Below are 20,345 nucleotides of genomic sequence, written 5' to 3' on the forward strand. Positions count from 1 at the left end.
TGGTTGGGCGGTTCATCAGGTGGTAGGGCGGTTCATCGGGTGGCAGCAGGGGCCGGGTCGTGCGGTCCGGTAGTGCGGTCCGAGGGGGCCGGGCGGGCGGGTGATCCCGTTCAGGCTGCCGTCGACGGCCGGTGCGCGGCGGCCTTTTCGGTAAACCGACGCGGCGAGGTAGGCGAGCGTCGCCGGTACGGCGGCGGCCGCGACGAGCACGGCCGCGCGGCCCCCGGCCCGCCCGCTCATGCGCTGTCCCGGGCGTGCTGGGCGATCCGGCGGAGTGCCTCGGCGAAGTCACCGGCCACCGCCCGTACGGTCGTCTCCTCGTGTACGTCGGGACGGTAGTGCCAGGTGAAGGAGAGGCGGCCCTCCTGTACCGCGCCGACGGCCTCCAGCAGGTGGGAGCCACCGTCGCGGGGATCGTGGTCCTGGCCGAAGGAGCCGTGCTCGGCGCGTACGAGGGCGCCGGCGGCCTTGCCGGGCCGGGCGTCCCACTGGCCCAGGTAGTTGAACACGATCTGCCCGCGGCCGGTGCGGTCCAGGCGCTCGCGCACCTCGGCGGGACCATGGGTACGCAGGGCGCCGAAGCCTAGACCGTTGCCGGGGACGGCGCGCAGCTGCCGCCGGACCGACTTGACCAGGGCCCGCCAGTCCCGCGAGGCAGTGAGGTCCGTGGGATCGGTCACCTGGAGGCCGACCGGGTAGACGGTGGTGAACCAACCGACGGTGCGGGAGAGGTCCACCCCGTCCAGGACGTCCTCGCGGCCGTGCCCTTCGAGGTCGATGCAGACCCGGTCGTGGCCTGTCCAGCGCGCCAGCGAAAGGGCCAGCGCGGCCAGCAGGACGTCGTTGATGCGGGTGCGATAGGCGGTGGGGGCCGCACGCAGCAGCGCCGTGGTGTCCGGCTCGTCCAGGGTCACGGTGACCGTACGGGACGCGCCGGCGGGGGTGCCGGTGTCGTGGTCGACAGGCAGCGGAGCGGAGGCCGCGGCCTCCTCCCAGTACGGCAGTTCATGGTCCAGGCCGCCGTCGGCGACATGTGCCGCCAGGCCCCTGGCCCAGTCCCGGAAGGCGGTGGTCCGCTCCCCGAGCGTGCTGGTCCCTCCCGTTGCGGCCTGCTGGTAGGCGGTCTCCAGGTCGTCCAGCAGGATGCGCCAGGACACCGCGTCGACGACCAGGTGGTGGGCCACCAGGAGGAGGAAGGCGGGGCGGTCCGGTTCGCCGGTGAACAGCGCCGCCCGGAGCAGCGGACCCTGGCCGATGTCGAAGCCGGTGTGCAGATCGTCGGCGGCCTTCTCCATGGCGGTGTCGGCCTCGTCGGGCGGCAGACCGGTCAGGTCGTGCCGGGTGAGGAGGCCATGAGGGGCGGACGGTGGCGGGTTGTGCTGGCGCCGGCGGCCGTCGTCCTCGGTGAACTGCATGCGTAGCGCGTCGTGGTGCTCCAGCAGGGCGGTCAGCGCTTCCTCCAGGGCCGCCGGGTCGGGGGTGCCGTCCAGTTCGAGCAGCGCCGACTGGTTGAAGTGGTGGTGGTTGGCCCGGGGCGTGGCGAAGAACCACTCCTGGATGGGGGTGAGCGGCAGGTCGCCGGTCACCGGGCCGCTGTCGGTCCGGTCCGGCCCGGTGGTGACGACGGTGGCGAGTGCCGCCACCGTCTGGTGGGTGAACAGGTCCTTGGTGGCCAGGTGCAGTCCGGCCCGGCGGAGCCGCGACACCACCTGCATGCTCAGGATCGAGTCGCCGCCGAGGTCGAAGAAGTTGTCGTCGGCTCCGACGGTGTCGAGGCCGAGGACGTCGGCCCAGATCTGGGCGATCCGGCGTTCGGTGTCGGTGCGCGGTGCGATGTGCGGCCCTGTGGAGGCCGATGCGGGGTCGGGCTCGGGCAGGGCGCGCCGGTCGGTCTTGCCGTTCGGGGTGAGCGGCAGCCGCGCCAGGGGGACGAACGCCGACGGCACCATGTGCGGCGGCAGGAGGCGGGCCAGGTGGTCGCGCAGCTCCGGGACGGGCAGTGGCTGCGGCGTGCCGTCGGCCGGCACGACGTAGGCGACCAGCCGCCCGGGGCCGGCGGGGCGTTGCCCGGCCGCGGCCCGTACGACGACCACCGCGTCCCGCACCTGGGGGCTGCGCCGCAGCGCGCTCTCGATCTCGCCGGGCTCGATGCGGAAGCCGCGCACCTTGACCTGTTCGTCGGCGCGTCCGGCATAGCGCAGATCCCCGTCGGCGCCCCACCGCACCAGGTCCCCGGTGCGGTACATCCGCTCACCGGGGGCGCCGAACGGGTCGGCGACGAACCGGGCCGCGGTCAGCCCCGGGCGTGCCAGGTAGCCGCGGGCGAGCCCGGCGCCCGCCACGTACAGTTCGCCGGTCACACCGACCGGCACGGGGCGCAGGGCGGCGTCCAGGACGTATGCCCGGGTGCCGGCGAGGGGGCGGCCGATGGGCGGGGTACCGGCTCCCGGGGCCAGCGGGCCGGTCCAGGTGGCCACCACCGTCGCCTCGGTCGGGCCATAGGAATTGATCATGCGGCGGCCGGGGGCCCAGCGCTCCACCAGGTCCGCGGGGCAGGCCTCGGCGCCGACGATCAGGGTGCGCAGGTGCGGCAGGCCGTCGGCCGCCTCGGGCGGCACGGTGGCCAGTGCCGCGGGCGGGATCAGGGTGTGGGTGATCCGCCGCCCGGCGAGCACCTCGGCGAGCCGTTCGCCGAGCAGCGGTCCCTCCTCGCCCGCGACCAGCGTGGCTCCGGAGAGCAGCGAGAGGGACAGCTCCAGGACGGAGGCGTCGAAGCTGGGTGAGGCGAACTGGAGGACCCGATCGCCCTGGCGTACCTCGTACCGGTTGGCGGCCTCCGCGGCGAAACCCGCAAGACCGGTGTGGGTGACCACCACTGCCTTGGGGGTGCCGGTCGATCCGGAGGTGTAGATGACGTAGGCGGGGTGTCCGTCGGTCAGCGGGGCGATGCGGTCCTCGTCGGTGGGCGCGCTGTCGGGGCCGTCCGTACGCCAGATGTCGGCGGGGTCGTCGAGGACCACGGCGGCCGCGGAGTCGCGCACCATGAAGTCCCGCCGCTCGGCCGGGTAGGCCGGGTCCACGGGCAGGAAGGCGCCGCCGGCCTTGGCCACGGCCAGCTGTGCCACCACCGACTCCGCCGAGCGGGGCAGCGCCAGCGCCACCACGCGCTCGGGGCCCACGCCGCGGCCGATGAGATGGTGTGCCAGCCGGTTGGCCGCGCGCTCCAGCTCCGCGAAGGTCCGCTCGTGCCCGCCGTCGACGAGCGCCACCGCGTCGGGCGTCCGGGCCGCCTGCCGCTGGAACAGCTCGGGCAGGGTGGCCGGGCGCACCGCGCCCGGGGCGGCGCACCCGTGGGCCAGCAGCCGCCGCAGTTCGCCGTCCGGGGCCAGGGGCAGCGCGCCGAGGGGGCGGTGCGGGTCCTCGGCGATGCCGGTAAGCAGCGTGGTGAGCTGGCCGGCCATCCGCTCGGCGGTGAGGGCGTCGAACAGGTCGGTGTTGTAGGTGATCAGCCCGTGCAGCGCGCCGGTGTCGGTCTCGGCGAACTCCAGGGTGACGTCGAAGCCGGCGTGGTGGGTGTCCGGCTCGATGTCGCTCACCCGGAGACCGGGCAGGTCCAGCGCGGCTCCGGGCGCGTTCTGGAGCACGACCATGGCCTGGAAGAGCGGGGTGCGGCTGGTGTCGCGGACGGGCTGGACCTCGTCCACGACCTGCTCGAACGGCACGTCCTGGTGCGCGAAGGCATCCAGGACCGTCTCCCGCACCTGCGCCAGGAACTCGGGGAAGGCCAGGTCCGGGTCGACGGCCGAGCGCAGCACCAGCGTATTGACGAAGAAGCCGATCAGGCGCTGGGTCTCGGCGCGGTCGCGGCCCGAGGTGACGGTTCCGACGGCGACGTCCTGCTGTCCGGACAGCCGGGCGAAGAGGGTCTGCGCCGCGGCGACCAGCGTCGTGAACAGGGTGGTCTGCCGGGCCCGGCCGAACTCCGCCAGCCTGCGGGCCGTCTCCGGCGGGAGGACGAGCGGGACGGTGGCCCCGTTCCGGGTCTGTACGGCCGGGCGCGGCCGGTCGGTGGGCAGCTGCAGGGGCTCGGTTCCGGCCAGGCGTTCCTGCCAGTAGCGCAGTTGCTCCTCGGCGGCCGCACCGTGAGCGGTGCGCTGCCAGTGCGCGACATCGGCGTACTGCACCGGCAGCGGTGGCAGTTCGGTGGTGGTGACGCCGATGGCGGCCCGGTAGAGATGCGCCAGGTCGCCGGTGAGCACCGCGGTCGACCAGCCGTCGGTGATGATGTGATGGAGGGTCAGCGTCAGGACGTGCTCGTCGTCCGCCAGCCGGATCAGCCCGGCCCGCAGCAGGGGGCCCTGGCGCAGGTCGAAGGGGCGGGTGCGGTCGTCGGACAGCAGCCGTGCCAGCTGCGCCGCGCGGTCGTCGGCGGGCAGCGCCGTCAGGTCGTGCAGCGGCAGCGGTACGTCCTGCGGCGGGTGGATGACCTGGATGCCCTGGCCGTCCTCCGAGTCGAAGGTGGTGCGCAGCGACTCGTGCCGGGCCGCCAGTGCCGTCAGGGCGGCGCCGAGCGCGGCGGTGTCGAGCCGGCCGTGCAGCCGCAGGGCCAGCGGGGTGATGTATTCGGTGCTGCCGGGTGCGAACGCGTCGAGGAACCACAGGCGTTGTTGTGCGAAGGACAGCGGCGGCGCGGTGTCCCGGGGTGCGGGGACGATGGCGCCCCGGCCCGCGGGGGCGGTCTCCGGTTGCGTGAGCAGCGCGGCGAGCGCGGCCGGGGTGGGGTGGGTGAACACCGCCCGCGGGGTCAGGTCGGTCCCGAACGCCTCCGCCAGCCGGGAGGTCAGCCGGATGCTGAGGATCGAGTCACCGCCCAGCGCGAAGAAGTCGTCCTGCACGCCGACCCGTTCCACGCCGAGCACCTCGGCCCAGACCTCCGCCGTGCGGCGTTCGGCCTCGGTGCGCGGTGCGACCGGCTCCGGCCGGTCGGTGCCCGTACCCGGTGCGGGCAGGGCCGCGCGGTCCACCTTGCCGTTGGCGCTCAGGGGCAGGGCCGCCAGCGCCACGAACGCCGTGGGAACCAGGTAGTCGGGCAGGGTGTCCCGGGCGTGGGTGCGCAGCGTCTCGGTGTCGAGGCCGTCATGCCCCACCACATAGGCGATCAGCCGCTTCGTCCCGGACCGTTCCGCACGGGCCACCACCGCCACGTCCGCGACGCCGGGGTGGGCCGCCAGGGCGCCCTCCACCTCTCCGGGCTCGACGCGGAAGCCGCGGATCTTGACCTGGTCGTCGGTGCGGCCGAGGAATTCCACCGTGCCGTCGGGCCGGCGGCGGGCGAGGTCCCCGGTGCGGTACATCCGGGCGCCGGGCGGTCCGCAGGGGTCCGCGACGAACCGGTCCGCGGTCGCGCCGGGGCGGCCGAGGTAGCCGCGGGCCACCCCCTCGCCCGCGAGGAAGAGTTCGCCCGCGACGCCCGGCGGCACGGGCCGCATCCGTGCGTCGAGGACATGGACCCGCATATCGTCCAGCGGGTGGCCGATGGGCACGGTGGCGGGGACCGCCGCGGCGCCGGTCATGGCGAAGGACGTCGCGAAGGTCGTGGTCTCGGTCGGTCCGTAGCCGTCCACGACGGTCAGACCGGGGCAGGCGGCCAGCACGCGGCGTACGGCGGCGGCGGGGACCACATCGCCACCGGTCCATACCTGGCGCAGCCCGGCGAAGCAGTCCGGCGCGTCCTGGGCCAGCAGCCGGAAGAGTCCGGCCGTCAGCCACAGCGCCGTCACCTCTCCCCCGGCGGCCGACCGCCGCAGCAGTGCCGCGTCCACCGCGCCCGGCGGGGCCACCACGACGCGCCCGCCGTTCAGCAGCGGCGCCCACACCTCGAAGGTGGCGGCGTCGAAGGCCACCGGCGAGTGCAGCAGGACCCGTTCGCAGGCGGGTCCGGTGAAGCGGCTGTCGGTGGCGAGCGCGGCCACGTCGCGGTGGCGCACCCCCACGGCCTTCGGTGTGCCGGTCGAGCCGGAGGTGAACATCACGTACGCCAGCCGGTCCGGGTCCGCGGGCGGCAGCGCCGGCGCACCGGCCGGGTCGGCGGTCCGCGCGGCAATCACCTCCTCGGCGGTCAGCCGGGCCGTGACGCCCGCCTGGTCGAGCAGGGTCCGGCGGCGCTCCTCGGGCGCGCGGCCGTCCACGGGCACATACGCGCCGCCCGCCTTGAGCACCGCCAGCTGCGCCACCACGAGTGCGGCCGAGCGGTCCATGAACAGCGCCACCCGGTCCTCGGGAGCCAGGCCGTCCGCCGTCAGCCGGTGGGCCACCCGGTCCGACCAGTCTGCGAGTTGACGGTACGTCACCTCACTCCCGTCCACGTCGGCGAGTGCGATCGCGTCCGGGGTGCGGTGCGCCTGCTCGGCGAAGAGGTCCACCGGCGAGCCGGCAGGGGCGGGGCGGGTGGTGGCGTTCCACCGGTGCAGCACCGCACGGTCGGCGGCGGTGAGCAGGCCCAGGTCGTCCAGGGACCGGGCGGCGCCGTCGGCCACCGCGGTCAGCAGGTTCTCCAGATGGGCCGCGGCCCGCTCCACCGTCGCACGGTCGAACAGCGCCCCGTCGTAGGCGAGGTCGAAGCCGAGGCGGTCGGCGAGGTAGGCGCGCAGGCACAGCGGGAAGTTGGTGGCGTCCTCGGCGCGTACGTCCTGGATGCGGATGCCCGCACCGGCGGCGGCCGCCTCGTCGAAGGGATAGTTCTCGAACACCACCATGCTGTCGAACAGCGCCTCGCCCGCGGGGAGTTCGCTGAGCGCCTGGATACGGGCGAGCGAGACGAAGTCGAAGCGCCGGGAGTCGCTCTGCTGCGCCTGGAGGTCGCGCAGCCAGGGCAGGACGCCCCGGTCACCGTCGGTCCGGGCGCGGGTCGGCACGGTGTTGATGAACATGCCGACCATGGACTCCACGCCCGGCAGTTCGGCCGGGCGGCCGGAGACCGTGGTGCCGAACACCACGTCCTGGCGGCCGCTGTAGCGCGCCAGCAGCAGCGCCCAGGCGCCCTGCACCACCGTGTTGACGGTCAGCCCGTTCTGCCCGGCCGTCTCCCGCAGCCGGGCGGAGACCTCGGGGGTGAGCTCCATGTGCACCAGCGCGTTCGACCGGGCGCGGTGCGCCTCGACGGGCGGCCGGTCGTAGGGCAGCGGGGTGCGGGCGGTGAATCCGGTGAGGGTGCCGGCCCAGTGCCGCTCGGCCTCCTCCTCGTCCTGCTCCCCCAGCCACTGGAGGAAGTCCCTGAACGGCCGCCGGGCCGGCGGCCGGACGGTGCGTCCCTCGACCGTCGCCGCGTACTGCGCGCACACGTCGGCGAAGAGCGCTCCGGTGCTCCAGCCGTCGAGCATCAGGTGGTGCGAGGACCACACCAGCACGATCTGGTCGCCGGGGAGCGCGGCCACCGCGATCCGGCTCAGCGGTGCGGTGGTCACGTCGATGCCGGCCGCGCGGTCCTCGGCGAGCAGCCGTTCCTGCGCACGATCGCGCTCGGCGGGGGTCAGGGTCCGCCAGTCGTGGTGGACGACGGGCAGGACGGCCCGACGGTGGACGACCTGCACGGGCCGGGGCAGGCCCTGCCAGCGGACGCTGCTGCGCAGCGCCGGGGTGTGGTCGGCGACCGTCTGCCAGGCCGCGGCGAACGCGTGCGGGTCGGCGACCCCGGCGATCCGGACCGCCATCTGGTCGAAGTAGGCGCCCGCCGAGTCGACCAGCCCGTGGAAGAGCATGCCGGCCTGGAGCGGGGTGAGCGGATGGATGTCCGCCACCTCCCGTCCGTCGCCCGCGACCAGGTCCACCTGGTGCTGGTCGAGCCGGGCGAGCGGGAAGTCGGACGGGGTACGGCCGCCGGTGTCCGGCCGGGCGCAGTGCGCGATGAGGTCGGTCAGTGCCGCGACGGTCTCCTCGGCGAGGCGGCGCACGGTGGACTCGTCGTACATGGCGGGCGGGTAGGTCCAGCCGAGTTCGAGCCGGCCGTCCTGGACCACGCCCGTCACATCGAGCAGGTAGGTGCGGGTCTCGTCCGGATCGGTGTCCTGCCCGGCCGGGGGCAGGGCGGCGCGGTAGAGGCTGTCGTCACCCGGGCGGTCGCCGGACGCGATGTCCCACTGGCCGTGGTAGTTGAAGCCGACGCGCGGGGCGGGCGCGTCGGGCAGCCGGCTCTCCGGTGCGAGGTGGCGCAGCGCGCCGTAGCTCAGTCCCCGCAGCGGCACGGCGCGCAGCTGCTCCTTGACGGACCGGACGGTGTCGCGCCAGTCCGCGTCCGGGGTGACGGACAGGGCGAGCGGGAACTCGGCGGTGAACCAGCCGACGGTGCGGGACAGGTCCAGGTCGTCGAAGAGGTCCTCGCGACCGTGGCCTTCCACGCCGATGAGTACGGTGTCCCGGCCGCTCCAGCGGGCCAGGGTGCGGCCGAGGGCGCTGAGCAGGACGTCGTTGACCTGGGTGCGGTAGACGTCCGGGACCTGGCGCAGCAGGGCGTCGGTCTCGGTCCGGCCCAGGCGGACGGTGACGGTGGCGGCGGTGCCGTGGGTGTTGGGGCCCGGACGGTCGACGGGGATGCCGGCCGGAGCCCGGCAGGCCCGGGTCCAGTAGGCCAGGTCGCCGTCGAAGGCGCCGGAACGGGTGTGCCGCTCCAGGCGGGCCGCCCAGTGCCCGTAGCCGCTGCTCGCCGGGGGCAGGCCGGCCGGCCGTCCGGCGGCGGCATTGCGGTAGGCCGTCTCCAGGTCCCCCAGCAGGATGCGCCAGGACACTCCGTCCACTGCCACATGGTGGACGGTGAGCAGGAGTTGGGCGGGACGTCCGGGCCCGCAGTCGAAGAACAGGACCCGCACGACCCGGCCCTCGGTGACGTCCAGGGAGGTCTGCGCATCGGCGGCCGCGCGCTGGACGGCCTCCTCCTGCCCGGAGGCGTCGAGGCCGGTCAGGTCGTGGCGTGCGAAGACGTCCCCGGGGGCGGTGGGCAGCACCTCCTGGCGCCAGGCGCCGTCGGTACGGCACCACCGGGTGCGCAGCGCGTCGTGGTGGGCCACCAGGGCGTCGACCGCGTACCGCAGGGCCGGCTCGTCGCTGTCCGGGGCCAGCTCCAGCCGGTTGGTCATGGTGAAGCGCAGTGCGTCCCCGGGCCGTCGGCCGTCGAGGTACCAGTGCTGGATGGGGGTGAGCGGCGCCGGTCCGGCCGGGGCCTCGGTGCCGTCGGCGGGCGGCGGGGTCACGGCTGCGGTGCGCAGGGCGAGTTCCGCGATCGTCTGGTGGCGGAAGACGTCCTTGGAGGTGAGAGCGAGCCCGGCGCGGCGGGCCCGGGAGACGATCTGGATGCTGAGGATCGAGTCGCCGCCCAGGGCGAAGAAGTTGTCCTCGACGCCCACCCTGGGGATGCCCAGCACCTCTGCCCAGATGCCGGCGAGGCAGGTCTCGGTCTCCGTGCGCGGGGCCACGTACGGCGTCCCGGCGTCGAGCTGGACGGGGGGTGCGGGCAGGGCGCGCCGGTCGGTCTTGCCGCTGCTGGTCCGCGGAATCCGCTCCAGGGGGACGAACACCGCGGGGACCATGTAGTCCGGCAGGGTCCGGCGCAGCCGCACGCGCAGCTCCTCCGCCGGGGGCGTCTGCGAGCCGGTGGGCACCACATAGGCCACCAGCCGCTTCCGGCCCGCGTGTTCGGGGGCCACCACCACGGCGTCGCCGACCTCGGGGTGGCCGAGCAGGGCGGCCTCGATCTCGCCGGGCTCGATGCGGAAGCCCCGGACCTTGACCTGTTCGTCGGTGCGCCCCAGGAACTCCAGCAGCCCCTGGCCGTCCCGGCGCGCGCGGTCGCCGGTGCGGTACATCCGGGCGCCGGGCGGGCCGAACGGGTCGGCGACGAAGCGCGCGGCGGTGAGGCCGGGCCGTCCCGGGTAGCCGCGGGTGACCTGGGCGCCGGCGAGGTACAGCTCCCCCGGCACCCCGACCGGTACCGGCCGCAGTGCGCCGTCGAGCACATAGGCCCGCAGGTTGCGGCCCGGCCGGCCGATGACGGGACGCTCGGCGTGGTCGGTGAAGCGGCCGTACACGGCGTCGACGGTGCATTCGGTCGGGCCGTAGACGTTGTACGCGGTGACGCCCGCGGTCTCCCGCAGCTCCCGCCACAGCGGTGTGCCGACGGCCTCGCCGCCCACCATGACGATCCGGGGCCGGTGGTCGCCGGTGAACAGTCCGGCGGCCATCAGCTCGTGCAGGAAGGACGGGGTCACATTGACGCAGTCCAGGCGGCGTTCGGCGATCTGCCCGACGAACGCGGCCGGGTCCAGGCGCACGTCCTCGTCGACGAGGTGGACCTCCTGGCCCAGCGCCAGCAGCAGCGGGCCCTCCCACGAGGTGTCGAAGGAGAAGGCGGCGCTCAGCGCGAAGCGCAGCGGGCGTCCGTCGGTGGTGTGCGGGGTGACGAGCCCCGCCAGGTGGTCGTGGCAGAGGTTGACGAGCTGGCGGTGTTCGACGGCGACGCCCTTGGGGCGGCCGGTGGAGCCGGAGGTGTAGTTGAGGTAGGCGGTGTGGGCGCCGCAGAGGGCCGAGGTGCGGTCGGCGTCGGTGGGGTTGTGCCCTGGCTGCCGGTCCAGGGGTGCGTCACGCAGCGCGTCGGCCGTCAGGAGGGTCTGCGGCGCGGCGTCCGCGAGGAGGAACGCGACGCGTTCCGCGGGCAGTTCCGGGTCGACGGACAGCTGGGTGCCGCCCGCCTTGAGGACGGCGAGGAGCGCCACCAGCATGTCCGAGGTGCGCGGCAGCTGGACGGCGACCACGCGCTCCGGGCCGACGCCGAGCGAGATGAGGTGATGGGCCAGCCGGTTGGCGCGCTCGTTCAGCGCGGCGAAGTCCAGTGTGGCGTCCCGCGCCACCAGGGCCGTGGCGTGCGGGGTGCGGGCCGCCCGGTCCTCGAAGAGGTCCACGAATGTGAGGTCCGGTACGGGCAGGGTATCGCCCTGCCACTCCTCCAGCACCCGCCGCCGCTCCGTGCCGGACAGCAGCGGCAGTTCGGCCACCGTCCGCCCGGGGTCGTCCGCGACCGCTTCGAGCAGCAGGCGCAGCCGTTCGGTCGCCCGCTCGACGGTGGCCGTGTCGAAGAGGTCGGTGTTGTATTCGACGAAGCAGGTGACTCCGCCGTCGCGCTCCACGAAGTCGAAGCCGAGGTCGAAGGCGGCGTGCCGGCCCGGGGGCTGGAGCGTTTCGACGTCGAGGCCCGGCAGGTCCGGCGCCTCGCCGCCCAGGTTGTGCAGGGCCACCATGACCTGGAACAGGGGGGTGCGGCTGGTGTCGCGCTCCGGCTGGAGCACATCGACGAGCCGCTCGAAGGGCACGTCCTGGTGGGCGAAGGCGTCCAGCACGGTGGTGCGCACCTCGGACAGCAGAGCGGTGAACGGCAGGTCGTCGGGCACCCGGCTGCGCAGCACGAGGGTGTTCACGAACATCCCGACCAGGTGCTCCAGTTCGGGGCGCTCGCGTCCGGACGCGACGGTGCCGACCGCGACGTCCTCCTGGCCTGCCCAGCGGGCGAGCAGGACCTTGCAGGCCGCGAGCAGCGTCATGTAGAGGGTGGCGTCGGCGCCGCGGCCGGTCTCCCGCAGCCGGTCGGTCAGCGGGGCGGGCAGCGAGAACTCCAGCAGCGCGCCGTTCTTGGTCCGTACGGCGGGCCGCGGGCGGTCGGTCGGCAGCTCCAGCGGGGCGGCCCCGGACAACTTCTCCTGCCAGTAGGCGAGTTGCTCGGCGTCGGCCTCGGCCGCGCGGGTGCGCTGCCAGGCCGCGTAGTCGGCGTACTGGAGCGGCAGCGGGGGCAGTTCCGGGCGGCGGTCGTGCAGGGCCGCCGCGTACAGCTCGCCCAGGTCCCGGCCGAGCACCGCGGTGGACCAGCCGTCGGTGACGATGTGGTGCATGGCCAGGGTCAGGACGTGCTCGTCGGCGGCGAGGTGGACCAGCCGGGTCCGCAGCAGCGGCCCGTTGCCCAGGTCGAAGGGGGTGGCACCCTCGCGTGCCAGCAGCGCGTCGAGCGCGCCGGGGCGGTCGTCCGGCGGCGTGTCCGACAGGTCGTGCCGCGGCAGGTCCACCGGGCGGGGGGCGTGGACGTGCTGGCGGGCGTGGCCGTCCTGTTCGGCGAAGGTGGTGCGCAGCGGTTCGTGGCGGGCCACCAGGGCGTCCAGGGCGGTGCGCAGGGCCGCTTCGTCGAGGGGGCCGCGCAGGCGCAGCACGAAGAAGGTCAGATACTCGGTGCTGTCCGGCTCGAAGGTGTCCAGGAACCACAGGCGTTGCTGGGCGAACGACAGCGGCAGTGCGGCGGCGCGGTCGGCGGCCGGGATCGTGTCGTCCGGTGCCCGGTGCGCCGCGGCCGGGTCCGGCAGGGCGGCGGCCAGGGCGGCGACGGTGGGGTGGGTGAACAGCAGGCGGGGAGAGATCTCGGCGCCGAGGACGGCGCGGAGCCGCGAGGTGACGCGGATGGCGAGGATCGAGTCGCCGCCGAGGGCGAAGAAACTGTCCGTCACGCCCATGTCCCCGGTGTCCCCAATGTCCAGGACCTCGGCCCACACCCGGGCGACGAGGCGCTCCGCCTCGGTGCGCGGTGCGGTGCGGTCCTCGCCGGCGGCGAACCCGTCGGGGCCGGGAGCGGGCAGGGCCCGGTGGTCGAGCTTGCCGTTGACGGTCAGCGGCAGCGCGTCCAGGGGGACATAGGCGGCGGGCACCATGTGCGCGGGCAGGGTGTGGTCCAGGTGGGCGCGCAGCGCGGCGGCGGACGGTGGGGCGCCCTGTCCGGCGGCCACGACATGGGCGACCAGCCGCCGCACCCCGGGGGTGTCCTCGCGGACCCCGACCACGGCCTCGGCGATGTCCGGGTGGGCAGTCAGGGCGGCCTCGATCTCGCCGGGTTCGATCCGGAACCCGCGGATCTTGACTTGCTGGTCGGCGCGGCCGAGGTACTCCAGGGTCCCGTCGGGCCGCCACCGGGCCCGGTCGCCGGTGCGGTACATGCGGGTGCCGGGCGGCCCGAACGGGTCCGCCACGAACCGCGCGGCGGTCAGGCCGGGACGGTTCAGATAGCCCCGGGCCAGGCCCTCCCCGGCCACGTACATCTCGCCGACGGCGCCCGGCGGCACCGGGTCGAGGCCGCCGTCGAGGACGCGGATGCGCAGGTCCGGAATGCCGCGGCCGATGGCACTGGCGGTGGCCCCCGTCACGGTGGCGTGGTCGAGGGGCGCGTAGGAGACGTGCACGGTGGTCTCGGTGATCCCGTACATGTTGACCAGGACGGGCGCGGTGTCCGGGTGCCGCTCGTACCAGTCGGTGAGCCGCGCCGGGTCCAGCGCCTCCCCTCCGAAGACCACCCGCCGCAGGGCCAGCCGCGCCCCGAGCTCCGGGTGTTCGGCGTCCGCGCGCATCAGGGGGGAGAACGCCGAGGGCGTCTGGTTGAGCACGGTGACCCGCTCGTCCACCAGCAGGCGCAGGAACTCCTCGGGGGAACGGGTGACTTCGTTCGGGACGACGACGAGCCGGCCGCCGTGCAGCAGCGCGCCCCAGATCTCCCAGACGGAGAAGTCGAAGGCGTACGAGTGGAACAGCGTCCACACGTCGTGCTCGTCGAAGGCGAACCAGTCGTGGGTGCGGGAGAACAGCCGCACCACGTTGGCGTGCGGGACGACCACGCCCTTGGGCAGACCGGTGGAGCCCGAGGTGTAGATGACGTAGGCGGGGTGCTCCGGCAGCGGGCGGCGGGCCGGGGCCGGGCCGGTGGCGGGGCGCCGGGCCAGGTCGGCGCGGACCCCGGGATCGTCCAGGAGCAGCCGCGGGCAGGCGGCTGCCCCGAGCCGCCCGGCGACGGCACCGGTGGTCACCAGCAGGGCCGGCGCGGCGTCGGTGAGCAGGTGGGCGATGCGGCCGCCGGGCAGCTCCGGGTCGACGGGCAGGTAGGCGGCGCCGGTCTTCAGCACCGCCACGATCGCCACGATCATGTCCGGGGAGCGGGGCAGGGCGAGCGCCACGAAGCGCTCGGGGGCGGCTCCGTTCTCGGCCAGCCGGTGGGCCAGCCGGCCCGCCCGCGCGTCGAGTTCGGCGTACGACAGCGAGGTGCCCGCGCAGGTGACCGCGGTGGCGTCGGGCGTACGGGCCACCCGGTCCTCGAACAGGTCGATCAGGGTCGGCTCGGGCCGTCCGTGCTCGGTACCGTTCCAGTCCACGAGCATCCGCCGGCGCTCCTCGGCGGTCGTCCACGCCAGTTCGCGCAGCGGCCGGTCCGGGCCGGCGGCGATCTCGGTGAGCAGGAGGCAGAGCCGGTCGGCGAGCGCGTCGGCGGTGGCGGCGTCGAAGAGGTCCGGGTCGTAGGCGAGGTCGAAGCCGAGGCGGTCGCTGTGGTGGGCGCGCAGGACCAGCGGGAAGTTGGTGGCGTCCCGCGAGGCGACGTCCAGGATGCGGACCCCGGCACCGGAGGTGCGGGCGTCGTCGAACGGGTAGTTCTCGAAGGCGACCATGCTGTCGAACAGCGCGGTGCCCGCCGGTACGTCGCTGAGCGACGCCAGCTGTGCCAGTGAGACGGCCTCGAAGCGCCGGGATTCGGACTGGGCGTCCTGGAGGTCCCGCAGCCACTCGGCGGCCGTGCGGTGCCCGTCGACCCGTACCCGGGTGGGCAGGGTGTTGATGAACATCCCCACCATGGTTTCGACGCCGTGCAGTGCGTCCGGGCGGCCGGAGACGGTGGTGCCGAACACCACGTCCGGCTCTCCGCTGTAGCGGGCCAGCAGCAGCGCCCAGGCGCCCTGGACGACCGTGTTGAGGGTGAGTCCGCTGCGCCGGGCGGTGTGCAGCAGCTCCCGGGACAGCTCGATGGGCAGTCCCGCGGTCCGCACCGCTGCGGAGCGGGCCCGGTGGGCCTCACGGGGCGGGCGGTCGCAGGGCAGCGGCGTCGGTGTGGCGAAGTCCGCGAGGACGGTGCGCCAGTGCTCCTCGGCCGCGCGGCCGTCCCGGCCGGACAGCCAGCGCACATAGTCGCCGAACGGGCGGCGTACGGGCGGCGCCGGCGCACGGTCCGCGACGAGTGCGGCGTACTCCTCGCACACCTCGGTCAGGACCTGCGCCAGGCTCCAGCCGTCCAGGATCAGATGGTGCGAGGTCCACAGCAGATTCAGCTTCCCGCCGGGCAGCCGGATCAGGGTGAGCCGCATGAGGGGCGAGGTGCCGAGGTCCAGGCCCAGGGCCAGGTCCTCGGCCTGGATCCGGGCGAGTTCGGCCGTCCGCCGCTCGTCGTCGAGATCCCGCCAGTCCAGGTGGACGGTGGGCACCGTCACCCGGCGGTGCACGATCTGGAGCGGGACGGGCACGTTCTCCCAGACGACCGAGGTGCGCAGCACCGGCGTCCGGTCGACCACCCGCTGCCAGGCGCGGGCGAACGCCGACGGGTCCGCGACGCCGTCGAGCAGCAGGGTGGCCTGGTCGAGGTAGACGTCGTCCGCCCCGCCCATCAGGCGGTGGAAGAGCATGCCTTCCTGGAGCGGGGTCAACGGGAGGATGTCCTCGACGGACCGCCCGTCCCCGGCCAGGCGGTCCACCCCGGTCTGGTCCAGCCGGGCGAGGGGGAAGTCGCAGGGGGTGCGGCCGCCGGCGTCCGGCCGCTCGCAGTGGGCGGCGATCGCGGCCAGCGCACGGGCGGTGCCGTCCGCCAGTTCACGTACCGTGCTCTCGTCGTGCACCTGGTCGCTGTAGTGCCAGGTGAGCTCCAGCACGCCGTCGGCCACCACGGCCGAGACGTCCAGCAGGTGGTCGAGCGCTTCACCGGCGGCCGTGTCGCGGCCGGGGACCTCACCGGCGGGCGCGAAGTCCCGGCCCCGCGCGCTCTCCCACTGGCCGTGGTAGTTGAAGCAGACCTGGGGCAGCGGCAGTTCGCCCAGCGCACGGGCGGCCGGGTCGGGCGAGCCCAGGCGGGCCAGCGCCTCGTAGCCGAGGCCGCGGCGGGGTACTGCCCGCAGCTGTTCCTTGACCGCCTTGAGCGTGGCGCCCCAGTCCGGTTCCCGCGACGGGCCGTCCAGGGTGAGGGTCACGGGGTACTGGGTGGTGAACCAGCCGACGGTCCGGGACAGGTCGACGGTGTCATCGGCAGCGGCTGCCGCGTCGCCGTCGTGACCGTCGTTGCCGTCGTGACCGTCGTTGCCGTCGTGACCGTCGTTGCCGTCGTGACCGTCGATCTCCTCCCGGCCGTGCCCTTCCAGGGCCACCGTCACCCGGTCCGTGCCCGCCCAGTCGGCGAGCACCCGGCCCAGCGCGCTGAGCAGGACGTCGTTGACCTGGGTCCGGTACACGCCGGGCACCCGGCGCAGCAGGGCCTCGGTGGTGTCGCGGTCGAGGTGGGTGCGTACGGTACGGACCGAGCCGGCGAGCGCGGTGCCGGGATGGTCCACCGGCAGCGGGGTGCGTGCCACCTCGCTCTGGGCTCTCCAGTACGCCAGGTCGCCGTCGAGTCCGCCGCCTTGGACGTGCCGGGCCAGGTGTGCCGCCCAGGTGGTGAACGTCGTGGTGGCGGGCTCCAGTTGTACCGGCTCACCGGCGGCGGCCCGGCGGTAGGCGGTCTCCAGGTCGGCGAGCAGGATGCGCCAGGAGACGCTGTCGACGGCCAGGTGATGGGCCGTCAGGAAGAGCTGTGCCCGCGCGCCCGGCTCCGGCAGGAGCAAGGCGGCGCGCAGCAGGGTGCCGGTGGCGGGATCGAGGTCCGCGCGGGCGGCGTCGGCCGCCGCGGTGAGCGCGGCGTCCCGGGCGGCGCCGGTGGTCCGGGACACGTCGTGCCGGGCCAGGAGGCCGGGCGCCACGGCGTCGACGGGGTGCTGGCGCCAGGTGTCGCCGGTACGGACGAAGCGGGTGCGCAGCGCGGGATGGTGGGCGGCCACGGCGTGCAGGGCCCGCTCCAGGGCGTCCGGGTCGAGGTCGTGCGGCAGGTCGAGCAGCATCGACATGCTGAAGTGCCGCAGCGGTCCGTGGGTGGCGAAGAACCACTCCTGGATGGGGGTGAGCGGGGCCGGTCCCGCGTCGTTTGGCCGCTGCGCCGCGGGCGCCGGGGCGGCGCGCAGCTCCACGGCGGCGGCCAGCTCGGCGACGGTCTGGTGCCGGAACACGTCCCGGGAGGTCAGACGCAGTCCGGCGGCGCGGGCCCGGGAGACGGCCTGGATGCTGAGGATCGAGTCGCCGCCGAGCTCGAAGAAGTTGTCGGTGACCCCCACCTGCGCGATACCGAGCACCGCGGACCAGATCCCGGCCAGTTCCCGCTCGGCGGGGGTACGCGGCGCCACGAACTCCCGCTCGCGGGGAGTCGCTTCGAGGTCGGGGGCGGGGAGCGCGCGGCGGTCCAGCTTGCCGCTGGTGGTCAGCGGCAGGGCGTCCAGCACGACGAAGGCCGCGGGCACCATATGGCCGGGCAGGGTGCGCTGAAGGGCCGCCCGCAGCTCGGAGGCGGCGGGGCGCCCGGTCCCGGCGGCGGGCACCAGGTAGGCGGCGAGCCGGGCGTGGCCGCGCTCGTCGGCGACGGCGACGACGGCGGCCCCGGTGACGGCCGGCAGGGCCGTGAGCGCCGCCTCGACCTCGCCGGGCTCGATGCGGTGTCCGCGGATCTTGACCTGGTCGTCGGCGCGGCCGAGGTAGTCGAGCCGTCCGTCGGCGGTCCGGCGGGCCAGGTCGCCGGTGCGGTACATCCGGCTGCCGGGCGGCCCGAACGGGTCGGCCACGAACCGCGCGGCGCTCAGACCGGGGCGGTGCAGATAGCCGCGGGCGACCTGGTCACCCGCCAGGTACAGCTCACCGCCGACACCGGGCGGCACCGGCTGGAGCCGGTGGTCGAGGACGTGGGCGCGCACATTGGCCAGCGGCCGTCCCACCACGGGCCGCCCGGTGCCGTCGATGCGGCAGGCCAGCGCGTCGACCGTGCACTCGGTGGGTCCGTAGAAGTTGTACGCGGCAACGTCGGGCAGAGCGGCGAGGTCCCGCCACAGCGCGGGGCCGACGGCCTCGCCGCCCAGCATCAGCAGCCGGGGGTGGTGGCGGGGGTCGGTGAGCAGCCCGGCGGGGAGGAGCTGACGCAGGTAGGAGGGGGTCAGGTCGAGGAAGTCGACGCGGTGCTCGACGACGTACTCGACCAGCGCGGCCGGATCGAGCCGGGTCGCCTCGTCGACCAGGTGCAGCGGGTGGCCGTCGGCCATCAGCAGCACGCCCTCCAGCGAGGTGTCGAAGGAGAACGACGCGGTCAGGGCCACCCGCAGCGGGCCGCCGCCCGCCTCGGCGACAAAGCCGTGCCGGTGCCCGGCCAGCAGGTTCATCAGTGACCGGTGCTCCACGGACACGCCCTTGGGGCGGCCGGTCGACCCGGAGGTGTAGATGACGTAGGCGGTGTTGCCGGGGTGCAGCGGCGCGCGGCGGTCGGCGTCGGTGGGGTCGCTCGCGGGGGCCGCGGCGGGAACCGCGCGCAGGTCCGCCTCGTCGAGCAGCAGCGTCGGCCGGGCGTCGTCGAGCAGGAACCGCAGCCGCTCTTCGGGCAGTTCGGGGTCGGCCGGCAGGTAGGCGGCGCCGGTTTTGAGGACGGCGAGGATCGCCACGATCATGTCGGCGGTGCGCGGCAGCCGCAGCGCGACGAGCCCCTCGGGGCCCGCTCCCCGGTCGATGAGGTGGTGGGCGAGCCGGTTGGCGCGGGCGTTGAGTGCGGCGTAGTCCAGCGTGGTGTCCCCGGCCACCAGTGCCGTCGCGTGCGGGGTGCGGGCGGTCTGCGCCTCGAAGGCGGCGGGGTAGGTGGTGGGCGCGACCGGCAGGGCGGTCTCGTTCCACTCGGTGGTCAGCCGCCGCCGCTCGCGCTCCGACAGCAGGGACAGTTCGCCCAGCGGCCGGTCCGGTTCGGCCGCCACGCCCCCGAGCAGGATGACCAGTTGCTCGGCCATCCGCGCGGCGGTCGAGGCGTCGAAGAGGTCGGTGCGGTACTCCAGCAGCCCGGCCAGCCCGTCCCCGTCCGGGACGAACTCGACGCTCAGGTCGAAGGTCGCCGCGCGGCGGGGCACGGTGACGGTGCCGGCCGTCATGCCCCGCAGGGCGGGGGCCGCGGGCGGGGCGGGGTGGAGCAGGACCATGACGTCGAAGAGCGGGTTGCGGCCCGCTTCCCGTACCGTCCCCGCGGCTTCCACGATCCGCTCGAAGGGGGTGTCGTCGTGGGCGAAGGCATCGAGGACGGCGGTGGCGGAGACGTCCAGCAGCTCGCGGTAGGAGCGTGCGGTGTCGACGGGAGCGCGCAGCACGACCGTGTTGACGAAGAGGCCGACCGCGCGCTCCAGTTCGGTGCGTCCGCGCCCGGGGGTCAGCGACCCGACGGCGATGTCGTCCTGTCCCGACCAGCGGGCGAACAGTGCCTGGCAGGCGGCGATCAGCGCGGCGAACAGCGTGGTGTGCTGCTGTGCCGCCACCTCCCGCAGCCGGGCCGCCGTGGCCGCCGGGACGCGGAACTCGTGGACCGCGCCGTCGCCGGCCTCCTCGCCGCCGCGGGCGCGGTCGAGCGGCAGCTCCAGCGGCACGGTCCCGTCCAGCTGCTTGGTCCAGTAGGAGAGCTGCTCCTCCAGCAGGGCGCCGGACAGCCGTTCGCGCTGCCATACGGCGAAGTCCGGGTACTGCGTGGCCGCCGGGGCGGGCGCGGGCGTCTCGCCGTGGGCCAGGGCGTCGTAGCGCGTGCACAGTTCGTCCAGCAGCACGCCCATGGACCAGCCGTCGGTGACGATGTGGTGCGCGGTGAGCAGCAGGATGTGCTCGTCGTCGGCCACGCGGACCAGCAGGGCCCGCAGCAGCGGACCGGTGCGCAGGTCGAACGGGCGGGAGTACTCCGCCAGCAGCAGGTCGTCCAGCGCGTCCGGGCGGGTTCCGGTCCCCTCCCCCGCGTCGGGTGCGGGGCCCTGTCCTGCCCTCAGGTCGCGTACCGGCAGCGGTACGGGGGCGGCCGGGTGCACGGTCTGGACGGGGCGTCCGTCGACGTCGTCGAAGGTGGTCCGCAGCGACTCGTGGCGGGCCGGCGCGGCGTCGAGCGCCCGGGACAGCGCGGCCCGGTCCAGGGTGCCGGTCAGCCGCAGGGCGACCGCGCTGTTGTAGCGGGAGTCGCCGGGCCTGAGCTGGTCGAGGAACCACAGCCGCTGCTGGGCGAAGGAGAGCGGCAGGGGCTGTGACCGGTCCGCGCGCGGGATGCCCTGCCGGGCCTTGGCGCCCGGCGGGGCCTGCCCCGCCAGGCGGCGGCGCAGCGCCTCCTGCAACTCCTGCGGCAGGGCCGCGGCACGGTCCTTCTTCGCGTTCGAAGACGTCATGTCGTC

2 protein-coding genes are annotated in these 20,345 nt (G+C 74.8%); both read right to left on the minus strand.

The annotated features are described in order from the left end of the window. Positions 1-15 precede the first annotated feature (15 nt). Entirely contained in the window at positions 16-240 is a 225-nt protein-coding gene (locus K7C20_RS02630; RefSeq protein WP_053210402.1) for a hypothetical protein, read from the minus strand. After that, positions 237-20,339, minus strand: a complete 20,103-nt coding sequence (locus K7C20_RS02635) for a non-ribosomal peptide synthase/polyketide synthase (RefSeq protein WP_053210401.1) — start codon at positions 20,337-20,339, stop codon at positions 237-239. Before K7C20_RS02635 ends, K7C20_RS02630 begins: the two co-directional genes overlap by 4 nt. Between the last annotated feature and the right edge of the window lie 6 nt (positions 20,340-20,345).

It is taken from the genome of Streptomyces decoyicus (assembly GCF_019880305.1).
Taxonomy (GTDB): Bacteria; Actinomycetota; Actinomycetes; order Streptomycetales; family Streptomycetaceae; genus Streptomyces; species Streptomyces decoyicus.

Excerpts from the sequence above, each read along its gene's own strand:
- K7C20_RS02630 (WP_053210402.1), bottom strand. The coding sequence starts at position 240 with ATGAGCGGGCGGGCCGGGGGCCGCGCGGCCGTGCTCGTCGCGGCCGCC.
- K7C20_RS02635 (WP_053210401.1), bottom strand. The coding sequence starts at position 20,339 with ATGACGTCTTCGAACGCGAAGAAGGACCGTGCCGCGGCCCTGCCGCAG.